Source organism: Clostridioides sp. ES-S-0108-01 (assembly GCF_020662285.1).
GTDB lineage: Bacteria > Bacillota > Clostridia > Peptostreptococcales > Peptostreptococcaceae > Clostridioides.
In genome coordinates, this window is record NZ_JADGMN010000010.1 from 45,009 (window position 1) to 62,840 (window position 17,832).

The window sequence follows — 17,832 nt, forward strand, 5'->3', positions numbered from 1 at the left end:
TATTCTTGTCATACTGTTGTCATCACTGAAAATACTAGTTTTAATTGACAGCATTTTTTAGTTCTATTTCTTCTATATCTCTAACAGCAAACCAATATGGTTTATATTTAAAGTCATCTATCCATTTTTTAAATACTTCGCTTATCCTACTCTCTAGTATTAATATGTCTTCAGCACGTATATTTTCAAACCAATCTTCTCCATACTCTCCGTATTCGTCATCAATTCTATCTTGAACATAATCTAGTATGTTTTCTGCATCTATGCCGGGAATATAAGCGTCTTCTTTTTTCCCAATATAAACCCATCGTTTAATCTCTCCGAGCCTCTTAAGTTCTTCCTTAGCTGCCTCAACAGCCTCTTCTTTACTTTCGTATTCATCGCTTCTAAAACATTCGTCATCCCAACTATATAACCAAACATCTTTCATATAAACTCCTCCTCTATTTATTTTTCTTATATATTTCTTAAAGTAACTCTATATTCATATTTCTATCTCTAAAAAATAATTCTCTAATTATCCTTTTATTTTTATACTCAGTATCTAATATTTCATAACATTTACTACATAATTCTATGCCTACCCTATCCCACCCCTCTCTTAATTCATCTCCACATCTGACACAAACCTTATTTTCTTCACAAAGCATAAGAAACTTTTTTTCTTCTCTATCATTAGCATTTCCAGTTAAAAACACTTCATTTTTATTAAATTCAAATTCTAAATTTTTACCATAAAATCATCAGTAAGTTCATCTCTTTCACAAATCTTTCTAAAGTTGAAATCCATTCAATAACCTCCTATTTTCTATAATTTTATTTAACTACTCAAAAATCTCTACATATTCAAATGGTATATACTCACATAACCAAATATTGTTTTCAGATAAGTAAAACTTATAACCATTTTCATACATTTTGCCTGTGTTAATTTTTAAAACTACAGGTACACCATGCCTTTTCCCAACTTTAGCAGCTGTATCTATATCATTTGATAAATGTACATACAGTCTATTTTGTTTAATAATGCCTTCATTTTTAATATTATCTAAAAATCTAGTAGCTGTTCCATGGTAAAGATATTTTGGTGGTTCTAATTCTTTCAATTCAACATCAACATTAATTGAATGCCCTTGATTTGCTCTAATCTTGCTTCTATCATCATTAAAACTGTACCTTTGCTTATCATCTTCTTTAACTATTTGCTCAAGGATTTCCATATTAATATTTCTTCCAGTACTATTTATATTTCCAATCAATTCATTAACATCTGCATACCCATAGTTATCTAGTTTAATTCCAATGGTTTCTGGTTTGTGCCTTAATATTAAACTGATAAATACAGATAAATTATCTTTTTTACTCATTGATTTCACCTCATCTTCTTTAACTAATATTTTAGCACTATTTATACATTTCACCACAATTTTTACATTGATATATAATACCTATCTTTGTATTAAGTTCATATATATCTCCACCACATTCACATTTTTTTACTTTTACTGGCTCTTCTTTCATTTTGAACTCTCCTTTAAGTTTTTTATTGGTTAACTGTTGCATCTAATAATCTTGAAACTTGTTTTATTTGCCAGTCAACTGGCAATAAATCATTTTCCATTAATTTATATAACATACAATTATATTCATCTAAATCTTCCATATATCCAAGAGGACAATTTTTACAGTGTTTAGACTTTGTACAAATATATTTAATAGTATTTAAAGCAACTAAAGTGTTTTTTATATCTTCCTGTGTTAATTCAACTTTATTCTCCACACACATACTTCCTTATAGTTTTTCTAGAATCTTACAATTTTTCTTATTACATTTATTACTACAACCACATTTTCCAATTATTCTAAAAATCTCTTGTATACTTTTCTTTAAGTACAAATCTTTTCCAGTAAGTTAAATTGATACTCTTTCATTTAATTATTTCTCCACTTCTTTTTTATTATTATATTGAAGCTTCTTTTAGTTTTTCTATTAATTTTAATCTTGATTTTTCAACGTTTTCATTAGAAAACTTAAGGCTACACCAACTATAGTTATAATCTTTTAATAGGTATCCATCTATATAAAAATTATCTTTATGTATATTTGTTTCTTCTAATTGTTCATGTGGAATTTCAATTATTTTTTTAAAGTTATTATATGGTACTACAAGTTCAAATTTAAGTCCTTCCTCTTTCATACTTAAAACATAAAGCCACTTAAAATTGTTTTTACATATTGGTTTGTATATTTTTATATTTAGCATGTTAGTCTTCAACATTTGTTCAACAGCTCTATCTTTAATTCTATAATTCATACTTACAAAATTATTTTTACCTTTTTTAGCTTGTATTTTTCTAACTTGACTCATAGAATGATTAACCCATAAAGCTATTATAAAATTTGATTTTATAATTCTACTTTTTTCATCTAGCAGCTGTACTCTACTATTTATACATCTAACTACCATTCCACTCATTTTTAATTCCTCCTATACACTTTCTTATTCTAAAAATATTCTTGTTTATAATTTTGCATTTTATTTATTTGTTAATTTTATTAAAATGTAAATTCATAATATATTCTATTAGCTATTCTAAGATTTAATAATAGCTTAGAATAGCTTAATTCTTTTATACAAAACAACTTTAATCATTGTACTCTTCTCACCAAATAATCCACAGTTCTTCTGAATCCATTTTCTGCTTTTAATATATAAACTTCTTCAAAATCATTTTCTATATCTTCATATTTATTTAATTTATTTATGTATTTATCTATAATATCTATTGGTATTATTTCAAAAAAAAGTATGTTCTCTATCATGTATTGAATCTCATATACATTATGTTTTACTACATAATCTGTAAACTTTTTAATTTCAACTGATAAATTAACATCTTCTTTTGTCTTTCTTATCATCTCAAGTCGTTGTGTATTCTTTTCTAATGTATTACCTTTGAATTTATTTGTTGCTTTTATTATGCTCATCTGATTCTCCTCTCCAACCTATATATATTTATATTATAACATATCGAACAGTTGTTCTACCAGTTTTTTCTAAAATTTATTCATTATTTTTTATTTTTTGATTTTATAGATTTGTTAAATCTTTTTATAAATGCACCAATATGCACATTTATAAAAAGATATTTATTCTCGATTGGTTTTTAAATTATGATATCTCTGATGATATGATTTATATATATTATTTACATCACCTTTCAAACATTTTAGATCTAAATATTTTTTTATTTCAGGAATAGTCCATGATACACATTCATAAGCTTCTTGCTCGTACATATCGTATATTATTCCTGATTTTTGCAAAGTCTTACCAGTTAGATGTATGTTTAAATCTGAAAATGCTACTGATAAAGTTTTCAGTCTATTTTGTATACCATTTTTACTAATAGGTTTCATGCCATGATCGGTCAATTTGGTAGGCCTAGTTTTTATGACATATTCACAATCCATATTAAATTTATATTCTGTTTCCTTAGTGCTTCCCTTTATTTCGCTTTTAGTATAATAATCTTCTGCAATAACATCCTCTAATATTTCTTTCATATAATCATCGCAAATAAATCGTCTATCTGGTAGATCTATATATGAATAATCCTCTGCTATATCTGAAACTTTTAAATTTCTTAATTCTGTATAATCTTTCCCCATTATACCTTCAAATAGTGCATAAACTATAAATTTGTCTTGAGCATTTAAAAATGCACTACAGATATTCTTTATTTGATTTCTTGTAAAATATTTATTAGCATTAAATTTTATCATATCTGTATATTTATTAGTATCTATATTTATATTACAATTATTTTCTTTTAATATATGTCTTAGCATTCTTAAATTAGTATATACAGTTGTAGCAGATTCCCCTATTAATTTCCCTTTTATAAAATTATCTATATTTTGTTCATTTAAGTTACTTATTTTTTCTATTTTAGCTTTAGTTATAAACTCTTCTAAGTATCCGTTTATTCTGTTGCGTCTTACTTCTTCTTCTTTTATTGTACTTTCTAATTTATTAATCATTTTTTTAATTCACTCCTTTTAAGCACATATATTTAACGCTCCATTTACATCTGCATTAAGAATTTTTCCTCTTTTGTCTAATACAAACCTCTTTTTATCCCTTTCCCAGAAAATTCATATTTCTTTTGAAAGATATTTTACTTATTGTTTTATAGTTAAATACATGATATTTACCAATTTCCTTCTTAAAGATTAAAATATATTGGATTGTTTTCAGTCATTTTTTTTGTATTGTTTTCTGTAGCTTGATGCATGTAATGTTTATACATAGTTTGTATATTTCTATTGCCTGTAAACTTCCCTATATCTTCTAATTTTACACCCTCTTCACACATTATTGAAACAAAATTATGTTTAAAACTATGTGGTGTCACGTGAGGCAATTCAGCTAATTTTAATACTTTTTTTACTATTCTTTCAATTGACCTTGTAGTCAATCTTGTTTTGTTTTTAGATAAAAATAAAGCATTTTTGCTATTTTTGCTATCTTCCTTCCCCTCAATTTGATTTCTAAAATATAAAAATTTCACATATAGTTTTAAAACTTGTTTATTCAAACTTACATTTCTTTTTAATTTCCTTTTTCCAACTACTTCAAAATCTCCATTCGAAAAATTTATGTCTCCCATATTCATTTTTTCTACTTCATGAATTCTCATGCCAGTCGAAATAAGTAAATTTATAATTAAACTATTTCTACAAGTATCATAATTTTCATCATCAACATATATGCTGTTTACAGTTTTTAATAACTTAATAATTTCATCTTTAGTTAATATCTTTTTCTCAGATTGAACTTTATCTTGTAATTTTTTGACATATGAAACTGGATTATTTTCAATTTTACCCTTAGCTTTAAGAAAACCACAATAAGCTTTAAATGATGCTCTTTTTCTATTTATTGTGGCTGCTTTCATTCCTTTTTCTTTTAATAAGACAAACCATTTTTCTTGTATATCTGTAAAAAGTATTTTATCAAGTTCTTCCATTGTACAATCTTCTTTTTCAAATAAATACCTTATGCCTTCTTTTACATCAGCCCTATATGCTTTTATTGTCTTCTCGTCTCTATCATTATATAACTTTAAATTTAATAAAAATTCTTCTAGAGCTTCTATTCCAGTCATATGTATCACATCCCTTTTATATTATATTTATATGATATACATATTTTATTTAGTTGTCAATATTTTTAATTTATTTTATATTTTATTTAGTTTAATATTTTACTAAAATATAAAATTTTTTGATAAGATATTAAACTAAAACTACGAGTTTATTTAAGTTAATTTTACATGTATACTCAAGTATAATCATTTACTTGCCAACCTTCTGAATATATCATCATTTTCTTCTATACACCTATCTATTTCATTGTCAGAAATAGAACAAAGATTATCTAATTCTTTTCTGATTTCTTGACTATATATATAACTTTTTGATTTTATAAATTCAAGTACTTCATCTATTGTTATTTTATCGACCATAATAATACCTTCATTTTATATTATAGTTATATTTATATTACCCTAAAATAGTAATGATTACAACAATACAAAAATGTTATTGACCATACTTCTTTATGTATTCCAATAATGACATACTCATCAAATCAGACTTATTAAACTCTCTGAATTTTTCACAAAACTCATCAAATAAGTTCCATACATCTTTATTCAATCTAACTGTAGTTCTTATAGCATCTTTAGAAGGTAAATCAATCTTAATACCATCCTGTACAACCTCTATTACATTTGTATCTTCTTTATTCTCAAACCAATTTAATACATCTTGTATCTTGTCATAGTCTTTTGCTAAAGAAATTATATTATTTTTAAATTGATTGTCAACTACTATGTTATTACTGTTGTCATCTTCTATTGTCATATTAAATATATTATCATTATTACTCTTTGATTTATTGTTCACTACCTTTGTCATACCATTGTCACCAATAAATATATACTCATCATTTATACGTTTATAGCCTCTTTTAGTAAGATATTTTCTTATACTACTTTCAGACACACCAAGCTCTATGGCAACTTTAGTCAAGCTCCTGTTGTTATTTAACTTACTATTAATATATTCAACTATATATGTTATATCATTGTTTTTTAAATCATTCCAAGTCATATACTCACCTCTAAATCAAGTATACTACATGAGATTACTATTGTCATACTATGTTAATCTTTTAATTCTATGTTTAATCTACATATCTTTCTAAACTATATCATTTTTTACAACATTACACCTATTAATAAGTAAATAATAAAGTCAATATGCTGTAATTTAGTATATTGACTTTATATGTATACTCATTACAAAATCAACCCTAAAGTGCTGTTATACTTTAATTTATTACTAGATTTTAGTACCATATATCCTTCTAATTTTTTTATTAATTTCAAATAACATAATCTATTAAATATAAATCCTGATACTTGAATTGTATTGTATTGTAAATCTATATCTTCTCGATAAAAATCTTCCTCAAGAATAATTTTACAGTTTGCATAAGTAGCTTTAAAAAGCTTAGATGCTTCGCTCTCATTATCAACAATATGTTTATAAGGTTCAAAATTAAATATTAAATCCAAACCATCTAAATCAGCTTTATACATACCAAAAATATTCTTAATTTCATTATCACAATTTATAAAACTATCTTCAAAATATTTTTTAACTACACTATTATCATAATATTCATTCAAAATATTTTTTCTAATACTCATCGTAAAAATATATTCAGTCTTTAATATTTTATTTAAAATAGATTTAGTTATATTCTTAAGTTTATCATCATAAATTTTATCTTCACTAGGTAGAATATAAAAATTCCCATATTCACATTTATCATTGCTATTACATTTACCCATTCTTTGTATTAAACTATCCATAGGCGACAAATCACTTATTACTATATTGAAATCTAAGTCTAATGATATTTCTTGAGTATATATCCAAATATCACCCTTTTCATCCAATATTTTATTATATTTTTCTTCCTTATCTTTAAATTTAAATCTATCATGTAAAACATTTATATCTGCATCATTATATTTATTTGATAAATTTTCTTTTAAAAACTTATATGTGCTATTAGCTGAGTCAATAGTATTTTTTATTATTAAAATTCTTTGTCTCTTTTCTAAAGCACCTTCAACTATTGACTTGATTTCTTTTTCCTTTATAAAAGAAACTTTTACATTTTTACCTTCACAAATCTCTTCTTTCTTGTTGCTCTCAATAAAAACTATTTTTCCTTTATCAGTGATATTTTCATTACATTCTTCTTGAAAAATAATTCCCTTGTTTATCATTTGTTCTTTATATGATTTTGGAAGCATAGTTGCCATTAAGTGAAAATCAACATTTAAATACTTACATGCAAACTGTATAAAATATATTAAAATTAAAAACATCTTTGGATTCAATAAATGCACTTCATCAACAGTTATAGATGCATTTTTTATAGATGCAAATATCATTTCATACCCTGGAAACTTAAACATACTTAATAACAATTGGTCAATGGTTGCAATTAAATATGGTTTACAAAGATTCAAACTCAAATCTATATCTCTTAAAGTTACTTCACAATCTTGTTCATTATAATCTTCACTATATGAATATAAATTTATATCTCCATTAAGTAATCCAAGATAATCATTTTTAAATATATTTTTTATGTAAAAACTTTCTGATGAAAATTGATTTGGAACTAAAAATAATTTTCTTTTAAAATTCTTTCTACAATCAGCAACTTTTTTTCCTGACCCAGTAAATGCAACAGTCAGAACATTTTTTCCAGAAAGCTCTCTCAGCCTTTTTTGTATAGTATTGAACTCTATATTATTTTTTTCTAAATTATCATGATTATTATAGATATCATTTAAAATCATTTCATCAATTTCTTTATCAGTAAAATCGTTATAAAATTTTATATCTTTATTCGTGCCTTGTGCAACATGGTCTATTAAATTCAACATACCTTTGTACAAAATATAGTTAGCTCTTCTTTGATTTAAAACTGAGTCATCTATTTGACCATTATTATAATCACTCTCTATAACCATTTTTTCACTTAATTTATCTAAGTAATCATAATCCAGTACATCTTCATTAAATTTAAAATCTATATTTAAAATTTCACTTATATAATCTTCTATATCTTTCAGATTAAATGATTCTTTGTTTTCTAAAATTCCATTGTCAATATACTTATAAATTTCTTCTTGTACTTTACTAGTAGTTAATTTCATATAATCTATATAACTTCCATGATGCAGCATTATGCTTTTATATATATAAAATTCATCTTCTTCTGATAAATTCATTTTTTCTAATATTGATTTCAAAAATGCCCCAGAAAACACATTGTGTTTTGCTATCTTTTCTAAAGATTTTTTTTCAAATTTTAATTTTTTTATTTCTTTTTTTGAAGAACTAGATGATATTTTATTGTTAATTTCTATTTTTTGTTGTGTAATTAAATTAATTTTTCCTAAATCGTGCAAAACACAACATATCTTTAGTATTTCTATATCTTTACCTGAATACAAATCTGTATCTAATATAGATTCTAATATTTTAAATAAATCCTTAATATGTTCAACTAATGTTTGTTCCTTTTTATTTAAATTACATGAACCAGCCAATAATTCTTTTTTCATATTAACCCCCAAATATTTTAAAGTATATAATTTATACTATGATTATTGTTTTCTTTCAAATTTAGAATATGCTCCTGCTAATTTTCTTATTTCTCTTGAGTTGTATTTTCTTTGTATTTCTTTGACCTTTCTCATATGTTCATCCATATTAAAATTATACTTTAATTGTTCCATAACACATTTTTTCAAATATTTAGATGTGTTTGTATTAAGTCCAACACGTCTGAAACCTTTTGCGATATTGTTATTAGCTTCTACTAACATTAAATCCATTGCATATCCTTCATTTTCACCAAGTTCTTGAAATTCTTTACATTTAGATAAATGAATTGTGAATGGTATATCTGCATCCCCTATACCCATTGTATTTGTAAATACAAAGAAAATAATTTTGTCTAAAAAAGACACATCTATTCTTAAATTACCTTTTCTAAATTCAACTATTTCTTTGTCTGATAAATTGCTTAATTTGAATATAGCTGTAAATCCAGTTTCACCAAAAATAATACTCAAGCCACCTGGTATTTCTGCTTCTAATTTCTTACCTACTTCTATTTTAAACATATATATTCCTCCAGCTTTTCATATTGTACATTATAAGTATAGCTTGTCTTATAACATTCTTCATCATTTAATTTTCTTTTGATACTTCTCTTATTATTTTATTGCAATTTAATAAACAAGTTAAATCAATTATTATTAAGCAAATTGTTAATTAAAGAATAATATCATGATAATAATAATTTTCTATATTTCTTTCAACTATTTCTTGCAATTCTTGTTTACGATTTTCAATATTCTTTTTTATTTCTTCTGAAAAATCTGACAAACTATCTTCTATATTTCTTTCAACTAATTCGTCAAAGTTGTCTTTGTTGAATTTTTTATAATTTTCCCAATTCAAATCTTCATTTTTAATTTTACACCATTTTTCAAATTCTTCATAATCATTTAAGTAACAAGGTTCTCCCAGTAATTCATTAACACTTATTTTTCTTTTATCTAATTCACAAATAAAAATTTCTCTTTCGTAAATATCTTCTATATATTTGCTCCAGCTCTGAACTGATATAGCTTCAACTTTACCTTCTAAATTGATATATATTCTTATATTATTATCTTCTGCTAAAAAACTTTCCTTATAAGCTTTTATGGCTTCCTCTTCTATTTTATCTATATTCTTATCTATTATTTTTAAAAATCTTTTTATTTTTTTATAATTCATCTTAATTCCTCCTATTTTTAAATATCATTCAGGGTATATTTATATTCTTTGTATTATAAAAATGTATTTTAATAATACATCTTTATAATTTTTAAATTCTATTTTGTAATTTTTGAAAATAAATTTAATTACTATTTCTATCCCACCTAATATCCATAATGTATTTTTTTATCTTACATTTGCGAATCAAAAATCGCAAAATCAACTGCATTTTTCATAATATCCTTAGACCTATAAAGATACTCGTCGAGTTCTTTATCTTCTACACCTGTATATAAGTTTAAACTCCCTTTTGGTTCTAATATTAAATCTATGATATTTTTAAACTTATATTTTTCTTTGAAATAATTAACAGCATAATCTATTTTCTCATTTAAAACATCATCTAGAATGAAGTATCCAATTTCTGTAACTAACATATAAGTATTTCTTTCATGTTCGTACCCTATTTTAAAATTTTCTCTATTAACTTTTAAGTCTAATATGTCGCTAAACTCTATATTCATAGAACACTCCTCCATTCAGCTTATTTTCTATATATATAAACCAATTCTTCCTCAACATTTTTTTCATACTCTTTTATAATTTCAATAAACGATGTAATAAAATTATCATCTAAAACTTTTTCGATTGGTAAATGAAATATAGTTAATATTTTGTATTCACACTCGTCATCTGTTTCAATCTCTATTCCTAGATTATTTATATCTTTTTTAAAATTATTTAGTTTATCAATATAAAATTCCTTTTCTTTAAATACTCCACTATTAGCATATTTTTCAACATCTTTTATAAGACTCTCATAAAAAGGGATATAATCAACTATGGCTACAGATTTAATTGTATCATCATTTATATATTCGACTGCATATATTTTATCACCTAATTTCACACTTCGAGGCAAGTCTAAGTATGAAGGTTCTTTATATTTATATTTTAATATAAATTTGTTAACAATTTCTTCGTTTAAATATGGTTCTTTAAAAATAAGATTTAATTCTTTCAATTCATCTAAGTTTTTATTATCTTCTTTTTCTAATTCATTTTCTAATAAATTTAACAGTAATTTAAGCTTAGATTCTTCTAACTCAAAAGTTTTTGTTTTATCTTTTATATTTTCATTCATCATATAACACTCCTCTTCTATTTTGAATAATTCATTTCAATTTATGTAACAACTATCTTTTTTAGTGTCTATAGATATAGACTAGTTCATCATTTATGTTTTTATTATAATCATCTAAGACATTAATAAATAAATTAATAAAATTATCATCTAATAAATTTTTTATAGGCAAATAGAAATACGTAAATACTCTATACTCGTCATATTCGTTTGGATTATCCTCTTTCATTAATATGCCTAAATTTTTAATAGACTTTTTAAAATTATTTAGTTTATCAATATAAAATTCCTTTTCTTTAAATACACTTGCATCATTATATTTGTCCATATTTGCTATAAAATTTCGATAACATGGTATAAAGTCTTCGATAGATGCAAATTCAGCCATTTTTTCTTTTTCATATTTAACTGAGTATATTCTATTATTCAACATTATACTTTGTGAATCTTGTGTATATTTATCATATTTATATTTTAATATAAACTTCTCAACAATTTCTTCATTTGCATTTGGTTCTTTAAAAATAAGTTCTAGTTCTTTTAGCTCTTTATTATTTTCTTTTTTAGTAGACTCTAGTATAGACAAAAGTAATTTAATTTTAGATTCGTCTAATTTAAAAGTGAACATTTTTTCTTTTCTTCTTAATGTAGATTCTTTTACATTTCTTATCATATTTTATACCTCCATTTAATTTATATATTAATTATAACAACACTTGATGAACTATACTTGTCGCAAGTCAAAATTTTTCTATATATTATTTATATTTTCAAATTTAATACCTTTTAATTTTCCATCTTTTATAATAAAATAAATACCCTTTTCACTTAATTCTTTTGCTTCTTCTAAACTTATATTATTTATATCTTTTATATATCTTATCATATTTTATACCTCCTCATCGAAATAAGTGTTTATACAACTTCTTAAATCATCTATATTATCTAATGTTAAGTACCAGTCACCCATACAAGAAGGATAAAAGTAATATTTATTATCCTGTTTTATATAAACAATTGAACTTCCATCGCTTAGAAACACTTTAATGTTTCCATCGTTATTTAACTTATTAACCACATATGTTTTACTTGAATGACTTATATTGCTAGATAATTCTTTGTAAGTATTAATTGCTCTGTCCAATTCTTTTTTATTATCAAAGCTATAGTTCCAATCACCTAAGCAAGCAGGATAGAAATTATAAACTTTTTCTTTAGTATCATACAGAATTACACTTTCATCTTCCAACACTTCAATAACGCTATCTGTAGTCTCAACATAAAAATTATCTAATTCGGCAGCCTCAACTTTTTTTGCTCCAACAACTCCTGCAATAATTAAACCTAACAACATTCCTATAATTATACTTTTTAAATTTTTCATCTCAATAGCCTCCTAGTTTATAATTATGAACTCGTACAAGCTTGTATAAGCTCTTTGAATAACTTCTTAATGTATTTATACCTTTGCATTTTTATACTTTTTAAAATCCTTTTATCAAATTACTATCATTATCATTTAAGTTTTAGAATTATAGTAATTTGATAACTCATATATCCTATTAAAAATATAATTTTAAACACTTTATTACTTCATATTTTATATTAAAGATATGACACTCTTTTATATAAAACATAATCTTCATCTATATAAAAATCATCGTCATTAATCTCATCATCAACATATATCATTGTAAATGCTTCAAACAAATAACTTTCACTTTCTTGCATTGTCATATTATTAAATTCTTTTAAAACATTTTCTTTTAATTCTTCAATCATTAAATTAAATTTATTTTCTAATACTTTATAATTTTCCTCGTCATAATCTGTGTGTTGTAATTCATTTTGTATAGCTATAGTTTCATAAAGAATTGTATCATCATTATTGTAAAATAATTTATGGTCACTATTTGCTCTTATAACTCCTTCAAGAAATCTATCTTTATTACGAATATTTATATAATTATTATTGTAAAGACCAATTGAATAATTTTCTAATGAGTTTCTAAAATAATCTAGTGTTTGACTTACTATGTACATTTGATTTTCTTCATAATCTTTTCTTATATGCTCTCTTAACTTACTATTTGTTTTATAAACTCTTTTTAACTCTTCTCTATTTAAATCAATTATTTTTTTATTCATTTTTATACTCTCCTCATATTTTTTATTTTATATAATCTTCCAAATATTTAATTATAGTGTCCTCATATTCATAAATGTCTTTTATATCATAATCCTTCCAATCTCCATCTTTGGCACTATCTATGCTAATATATTTATACTCACCATTTGTTCTTACATATATATTAGTGTCATTATCCAGAATAATAAGAACACTATTACTTATTTCTCCACTCCATGTTTTTTCCAAACAAAGATATTCATTTATATTTACATAATCATCTTCTACCATGATTTTTTTTATTAGTTCAACTATTACATTTACCTTATTTTTAAATTCATTCATTTTTACACACTCCTAATATAATAATTTTCATTTCTTTATCAAACCAATATCATTATCAATTGATTTATAGTATTATATCTATAATGATGGTAGTTTGATAAACTGTTTATCTTATTAAAATCATTCTTTTATTTACTTATATGGAATTATTCCTCTGTCATTTGCTCTCACTATGCCATTGTCCCAGTCTGAGAAGAAAACATCTTCTATATGTTTAAATAATTCATTTTTATACTTAAAATAATTACCTTCAATTTGTATTGTATAATGATTCTTAGTTGTAACCATTTTATGTCTTGCTAATTCCTTACACGTCTTACCTCCTTTACCTTTTTCATAATCTTCCATTATTTGAACCACTGTCATTTTATTTCCCTCCAATTATATTAATTCATATATGCCATAACCATTATTTTTTGTATTATTTACTTCTTCAAGTATCCAAGATTGTACCATTGTCATATCTTTACCTTTTATTTTATTAGTATATGCTATTAAAGCATCTATATTTTTTTTATCCTTTTTTGCTTCTATTAAAACTTTCTTAGAATTACTATTTTGCCATGCTGATATTATCATTAATCAAACCTCCCTATTATATTAAAATTAATATTTTATTTAGTCTTGTTTAGTTATTATTGACTCCCAGTTATTTTGAATTTTAACTAACATATCGTAAAAATCTTCCATATCCACATTTTCTATACTTTCCTCATACTCTGTTAAGAGTTTACACATTTCATCATATACTATATTTTTCATCATCTCATACCCTCTCTGTATATTTTACCTATTAAAAGTTGAATTTTATTTATATCTCTTTTAATATTTTTTGATAATTACTATGAAGTAATATTGTTCTACATTTTTCATTATATGTTCTTATATAAACATCGCCATCTATTGTTAAAGTATCATAATCTTCGTATCCAATTTGATTTTGTCTAGTTAGTAAATTGTATATTTCTTTTCTTTTACACCATCCTGTTCCTATATAAAATAATTCTCTCTCTGTTTTAGAATTACTTTCTCTTTTACTTTTTTTGATATCTAACTTTTTAATTAATATATCATAGTCTATATCAAGATTAAGTTTTAATTTATAATGTCCTGTTTTTGATATAGTAAAAATTATCCAACTAGAGCTATCATATATTCTCCCATCACTTAAATTAATATTATTTATATTTCTTTTAATAAAACTATCAACCAATTTAAAAATTCTATTTTGTCTAGTATATTTTTTTACATTTCTTACAAGTATTTGGAAAACTGGATATCCTTCTTCATCATAAAATACAACTATTTTATTCATGTTATTACCTCCTATTATCTTAAAATTGGATTTTATACTATCAATAACTTTGATTGATTAACCAATCCATAGTTCTTTTAAAACCATTTTGGGCTTTTCGTTTATAAACTTCCTCAAAATTGTTTTCTATATTTTTAAACATATTAATATATTTTATATACTTATAAATTATGTCGATAGAAACAATTTCATAAAATAATTCGTTTTCTATTATGTATTTTACGCTATATAAATTGTATTCTTTTACATTTTCAAAGAACATTTTAGTTAGAGCTGATAGACTGTTATCCTCTTTTATACGTTTTATCATTTTTATTCTTTGTGCATTTCTCTGTAATGTATTCCCATCAAATTTCTTTGAAGATTTTATTATACTCATATTTAATACCCCCTAATTATTCCAATTATATATGTCTTCCATACTCTTTATTTTATCTATCATAGTATGTACTTCATTAAATTTAGTGATAGGTATATCCTCCCATTTTGTTACATCATATTTTGAAAATAATCTTGTCACTACAGTTCTGTAAATATAGCTATATGCATTAATATTATGCCCTTCCATTTCTGATAATTTTAGTTTTAATAATTTTGATAACATCATAGTATTTTTAGTTTTAAATCCTACCATATTTTTTATCTCTTCATATTGATTATTTTGTTTCTCATACTTCTTATCTAATTTATCCTCTATTTGATTGAACTTATCTTCTATTTTCTTCTCATTTTCGATTGATAATTGTTCAAACCCTGCCAACATGCCATTTAGCATCACTGGCATTAATACCTCTTTTATATTTTCACTATTAATATTGAATGAACCAGTTTTTCTTATACTTGGTAATACTCCATCTGTTACCCAATCTTGAAACTTCTCTGCCTTTTTCTTTTTAGACGCAAATATCAACTTATATACTCCACTTTCTGTTAAAAAATTTTCTCCTGTATTATGCAATTTTCTAAAGTCCTTATCTCGGACATTAGAGTTTCTTAACAATACTACTTGTTTATCATTCATTTTAGACAAATGATTTCTTGTTGCACTTTCACTTAATTCTAAACACTCTGCTACATGTCTTGGATTAAATAAAATCTTCCCATCAAATTCAAATATTTCTACTTCTTTACCTTCAAATACCATTAAATTATTCATATTAATCCTCCTATAAATTGACTATTTCTCTTCTTATATTATTTAAAATTCTTTATATTGAATTTTATTTTCATTATCTAAATACATCATATTATTAATATTTCGTATTAATTGATGTCTTAGTTCCTCTCCTTTTAAAGACCACTCTAAGCCGATTAAATTGCTCAGTCTAGTATTTAAAGAATTATAAGTTCCTGCTTCTCCTATTATTTTACCTTCTAAAAGGTCACATATATTTATTAAATCTGTTGCCGTCATATATTCAGAATAATTCATCATGTTACATCCTCCTTATAATTTATTAGCTTGTTTTAATAGTTCTAATTGATTACTAGTTCCATACTTTGAGATTTTTCATAAAACTTTTCCTTTTTTAAAACATCTAAATCTGTTTCTAATTCAAGAAATATAGTTATTGAAATTCTTTTTGATTTAGTTGGCATTTCCACTCCCTCGTCACCAGTGGTGAACTTCTTCATATTCTTATTATAGGTGAACTGGTGAACTATGTCAATGCTTTTTTATTATCTTTTTATTTTTTATATTTACACCATTTCACCACTGGTGTATAATACACTTAAGGTGAGGTGATGTTATGGCTACTCAAAAACCAAGGTTCACAATAACAGTTGATGACGAACTTTTAAAAGAAATTGATGATTTTAGGTTTGATAAAAGATTCTCTACAAGAACACAAGCCACTATTGAATTAATCAAATTAGGTTTAGAAAAATTAAATGCTGAAAAATGTAAAGAAACAAAAGAATAAGTCCTCTTTTGGGCTTATTCGCCTTCTGGTATACGAAGCGTTGTTTTCTCATATTTCAATCCAATCATCTCTGTTTGAATATTCTGTATTTAATTTTTAATGTTCAAAACTACTTAAAGCTTTTTCTAAAACTAGTATTACATTTTAATAATGTTTGAAATTAGGCACTTACATATATTTATTAGCTTGTTTCAATAACCCTAATTGATTACTAGTTCCATACTTCGAGATAACACTTTCCGTATTACTCCAATAGCTACTATCTAAATCTTTTTTAAACAACGATTTTATTTTGATTATTAATTTCTTCATAACTTATTCCCCTTTCAAATTTTTTATTGGAAGTGGCGTTTTTAAAGAACGCCCTAAAACTTTTTATTTAGTTATTTGATGATAGTATTAATAGAATATCTTTTCCATACTTGTCATAGTCAAAATATCTTTCAAGTACTTCTTTAGCTAAGTATTTAATATTTTCTGATTCTCCAATGTAAAGTTTAGCAAATTCAATAGTATCCATATTGTTGTAGTATTCTATTTCATCTCCATCTATATAGTCATCAATTATTCTGCTTTTGTAAGGCTCTAAATCTCTTGCAAAAGCTTCTAAATCAAAATAACAATAAAGGTTTTTCATTTTTATATCTCCCTTTCATTTGTTCTGTCCGAATGATTTGTTAAATTTTTTTATCTGTTTGGATATTTTTATTATAATGCATTCTGTCCGAATGAGTCAAGTGTTTTTTTGAGTAGATTTTACATCTACTCAGTTATTTTTTCTATTATTATTTTTTCCCCATCAAAAGTTAGTGTAACTTCCCTATCTAATTTAGTTATATCCATTTGTTTAATCCAATTAGTAGGAATTGTTATTCTATTTGTGACTGAACCTTTACTTGCAGTTCCTCCACTTGTAGTAAATAATACTTTTGCTTTTCTCTGTTCATACATTCATCGTACCTCCAATGATATTATTGTTTAATAATACCATACTAAAGAGTTATATAAAAGACACTCAATAGCTCAAGTATCTTTTTATGTACT

The 17,832-nt window shown here is 24.1% G+C and carries 32 protein-coding genes; 1 reads left to right on the forward strand and 31 read right to left on the reverse strand.

The window, feature by feature from the left end; genetic code table 11:
* Positions 1–40: 40 nt before the first annotated feature.
* The 28 genes from IR152_RS10865 to IR152_RS10995 form a co-directional block, all read right to left on the reverse strand.
* Positions 41–430: a hypothetical protein gene (locus IR152_RS10865; protein ID WP_227451882.1), complete on the reverse strand. Its 390-nt coding sequence runs from the start codon at positions 428–430 to the stop codon at positions 41–43.
* Between the two features lie 37 nt (positions 431–467).
* Entirely contained in the window at positions 468–698 is a 231-nt protein-coding gene (locus IR152_RS10870; RefSeq protein WP_227451883.1) for a hypothetical protein, read from the reverse strand.
* Between the two features lie 126 nt (positions 699–824).
* A complete protein-coding gene (locus IR152_RS10875; RefSeq protein ID WP_413927491.1) occupies positions 825–1,421 on the reverse strand; it encodes an RNA 2'-phosphotransferase in 597 nt (198 codons plus the stop codon).
* A 122-nt stretch (positions 1,422–1,543) separates the two neighbouring features.
* Positions 1,544–1,786: a hypothetical protein gene (locus IR152_RS10880; RefSeq protein ID WP_227451885.1), complete on the reverse strand. Its 243-nt coding sequence runs from the start codon at positions 1,784–1,786 to the stop codon at positions 1,544–1,546.
* 175 nt (positions 1,787–1,961) lie between these two features.
* Complete coding sequence (locus tag IR152_RS10885; RefSeq protein ID WP_227451887.1) at positions 1,962–2,477, reverse strand: hypothetical protein; 516 nt, start codon at positions 2,475–2,477, stop codon at positions 1,962–1,964.
* Between the two features lie 173 nt (positions 2,478–2,650).
* Positions 2,651–2,989 carry a hypothetical protein gene (locus tag IR152_RS10890; RefSeq protein ID WP_227451889.1) on the reverse strand — a complete coding sequence of 113 codons (339 nt, stop codon included), beginning with the start codon at positions 2,987–2,989 and terminating at the stop codon, positions 2,651–2,653.
* A gap of 162 nt (positions 2,990–3,151) precedes the next feature.
* The gene (locus IR152_RS10895) at positions 3,152–4,045 is read right to left on the reverse strand and encodes a hypothetical protein (protein ID WP_227451890.1); all 894 of its coding nucleotides are present in this window, start codon (positions 4,043–4,045) and stop codon (positions 3,152–3,154) included.
* Positions 4,046–4,230: 185 nt separating this feature from the next.
* Entirely contained in the window at positions 4,231–5,172 is a 942-nt protein-coding gene (locus IR152_RS10900; protein ID WP_227451892.1) for a tyrosine-type recombinase/integrase, read from the reverse strand.
* 186 nt (positions 5,173–5,358) lie between these two features.
* Positions 5,359–5,532 (reverse strand): hypothetical protein, encoded by a 174-nt coding sequence (locus IR152_RS10905; protein ID WP_227451894.1) that lies wholly within the window; start codon positions 5,530–5,532, stop codon positions 5,359–5,361.
* 76 nt (positions 5,533–5,608) lie between these two features.
* Entirely contained in the window at positions 5,609–6,181 is a 573-nt protein-coding gene (locus IR152_RS10910) for an integrase (RefSeq protein ID WP_227451896.1), read from the reverse strand.
* A gap of 188 nt (positions 6,182–6,369) precedes the next feature.
* Entirely contained in the window at positions 6,370–8,724 is a 2,355-nt protein-coding gene (gene cas3, locus IR152_RS10915) for a CRISPR-associated helicase Cas3' (protein WP_227451898.1), read from the reverse strand.
* 42 nt (positions 8,725–8,766) lie between these two features.
* Positions 8,767–9,288, reverse strand: coding sequence for a hypothetical protein (locus IR152_RS10920; RefSeq protein ID WP_227451899.1), 522 nt, complete (start codon positions 9,286–9,288; stop codon positions 8,767–8,769).
* Positions 9,289–9,439: 151 nt separating this feature from the next.
* On the reverse strand, positions 9,440–9,949 hold the full coding sequence (locus IR152_RS10925; RefSeq protein WP_227451901.1) for a hypothetical protein: 510 nt from the start codon (positions 9,947–9,949) through the stop codon (positions 9,440–9,442).
* 173 nt (positions 9,950–10,122) lie between these two features.
* Positions 10,123–10,455 carry a hypothetical protein gene (locus IR152_RS10930; protein WP_227451902.1) on the reverse strand — a complete coding sequence of 111 codons (333 nt, stop codon included), beginning with the start codon at positions 10,453–10,455 and terminating at the stop codon, positions 10,123–10,125.
* A 20-nt stretch (positions 10,456–10,475) separates the two neighbouring features.
* The gene (locus IR152_RS10935; RefSeq protein WP_227451903.1) at positions 10,476–11,078 is read right to left on the reverse strand and encodes a hypothetical protein; all 603 of its coding nucleotides are present in this window, start codon (positions 11,076–11,078) and stop codon (positions 10,476–10,478) included.
* Positions 11,079–11,136: 58 nt separating this feature from the next.
* Complete coding sequence (locus tag IR152_RS10940) at positions 11,137–11,748, reverse strand: hypothetical protein (RefSeq protein WP_227451904.1); 612 nt, start codon at positions 11,746–11,748, stop codon at positions 11,137–11,139.
* Between the two features lie 78 nt (positions 11,749–11,826).
* Positions 11,827–11,961 (reverse strand): hypothetical protein, encoded by a 135-nt coding sequence (locus IR152_RS20035; RefSeq protein ID WP_255624755.1) that lies wholly within the window; start codon positions 11,959–11,961, stop codon positions 11,827–11,829.
* A 3-nt stretch (positions 11,962–11,964) separates the two neighbouring features.
* On the reverse strand, positions 11,965–12,459 hold the full coding sequence (locus IR152_RS10945; protein ID WP_227451909.1) for a hypothetical protein: 495 nt from the start codon (positions 12,457–12,459) through the stop codon (positions 11,965–11,967).
* A gap of 221 nt (positions 12,460–12,680) precedes the next feature.
* Entirely contained in the window at positions 12,681–13,223 is a 543-nt protein-coding gene (locus IR152_RS10950) for a hypothetical protein (protein ID WP_227451911.1), read from the reverse strand.
* Positions 13,224–13,245: 22 nt separating this feature from the next.
* The gene (locus tag IR152_RS10955; protein ID WP_227451913.1) at positions 13,246–13,548 is read right to left on the reverse strand and encodes a hypothetical protein; all 303 of its coding nucleotides are present in this window, start codon (positions 13,546–13,548) and stop codon (positions 13,246–13,248) included.
* A gap of 132 nt (positions 13,549–13,680) precedes the next feature.
* A complete protein-coding gene (locus IR152_RS10960) occupies positions 13,681–13,914 on the reverse strand; it encodes a hypothetical protein (RefSeq protein WP_227451915.1) in 234 nt (77 codons plus the stop codon).
* A gap of 15 nt (positions 13,915–13,929) precedes the next feature.
* A complete protein-coding gene (locus IR152_RS10965; protein WP_227451917.1) occupies positions 13,930–14,127 on the reverse strand; it encodes a hypothetical protein in 198 nt (65 codons plus the stop codon).
* 39 nt (positions 14,128–14,166) lie between these two features.
* A complete protein-coding gene (locus tag IR152_RS10970; RefSeq protein ID WP_227451919.1) occupies positions 14,167–14,313 on the reverse strand; it encodes a hypothetical protein in 147 nt (48 codons plus the stop codon).
* A gap of 46 nt (positions 14,314–14,359) precedes the next feature.
* Positions 14,360–14,863: a hypothetical protein gene (locus tag IR152_RS10975; RefSeq protein ID WP_227451921.1), complete on the reverse strand. Its 504-nt coding sequence runs from the start codon at positions 14,861–14,863 to the stop codon at positions 14,360–14,362.
* 40 nt (positions 14,864–14,903) lie between these two features.
* Positions 14,904–15,242 (reverse strand): hypothetical protein, encoded by a 339-nt coding sequence (locus IR152_RS10980; protein ID WP_227451923.1) that lies wholly within the window; start codon positions 15,240–15,242, stop codon positions 14,904–14,906.
* A gap of 12 nt (positions 15,243–15,254) precedes the next feature.
* On the reverse strand, positions 15,255–16,019 hold the full coding sequence (locus IR152_RS10985; protein ID WP_227451926.1) for a BRO family protein: 765 nt from the start codon (positions 16,017–16,019) through the stop codon (positions 15,255–15,257).
* A gap of 42 nt (positions 16,020–16,061) precedes the next feature.
* The gene (locus tag IR152_RS10990) at positions 16,062–16,298 is read right to left on the reverse strand and encodes a hypothetical protein (protein ID WP_227451928.1); all 237 of its coding nucleotides are present in this window, start codon (positions 16,296–16,298) and stop codon (positions 16,062–16,064) included.
* A gap of 41 nt (positions 16,299–16,339) precedes the next feature.
* Positions 16,340–16,498 carry a hypothetical protein gene (locus IR152_RS10995; RefSeq protein ID WP_227451930.1) on the reverse strand — a complete coding sequence of 53 codons (159 nt, stop codon included), beginning with the start codon at positions 16,496–16,498 and terminating at the stop codon, positions 16,340–16,342.
* A gap of 116 nt (positions 16,499–16,614) precedes the next feature.
* Here IR152_RS10995 and IR152_RS11000 point away from each other — a divergent pair, with 116 nt between their 5' ends.
* Complete coding sequence (locus tag IR152_RS11000) at positions 16,615–16,788, forward strand: hypothetical protein (protein ID WP_015994367.1); 174 nt, start codon at positions 16,615–16,617, stop codon at positions 16,786–16,788.
* A gap of 168 nt (positions 16,789–16,956) precedes the next feature.
* On the opposite strand, the gene IR152_RS11005 is transcribed toward IR152_RS11000, so the two are convergent.
* From IR152_RS11005 to IR152_RS11015, 3 genes are all read right to left on the reverse strand, one after another.
* Positions 16,957–17,100 carry a hypothetical protein gene (locus IR152_RS11005; protein ID WP_227451932.1) on the reverse strand — a complete coding sequence of 48 codons (144 nt, stop codon included), beginning with the start codon at positions 17,098–17,100 and terminating at the stop codon, positions 16,957–16,959.
* 67 nt (positions 17,101–17,167) lie between these two features.
* Positions 17,168–17,425, reverse strand: a complete 258-nt coding sequence (locus IR152_RS11010) for a hypothetical protein (protein WP_227451934.1) — start codon at positions 17,423–17,425, stop codon at positions 17,168–17,170.
* A gap of 125 nt (positions 17,426–17,550) precedes the next feature.
* The gene (locus IR152_RS11015; protein ID WP_167640929.1) at positions 17,551–17,739 is read right to left on the reverse strand and encodes an AbrB/MazE/SpoVT family DNA-binding domain-containing protein; all 189 of its coding nucleotides are present in this window, start codon (positions 17,737–17,739) and stop codon (positions 17,551–17,553) included.
* Between the last annotated feature and the right edge of the window lie 93 nt (positions 17,740–17,832).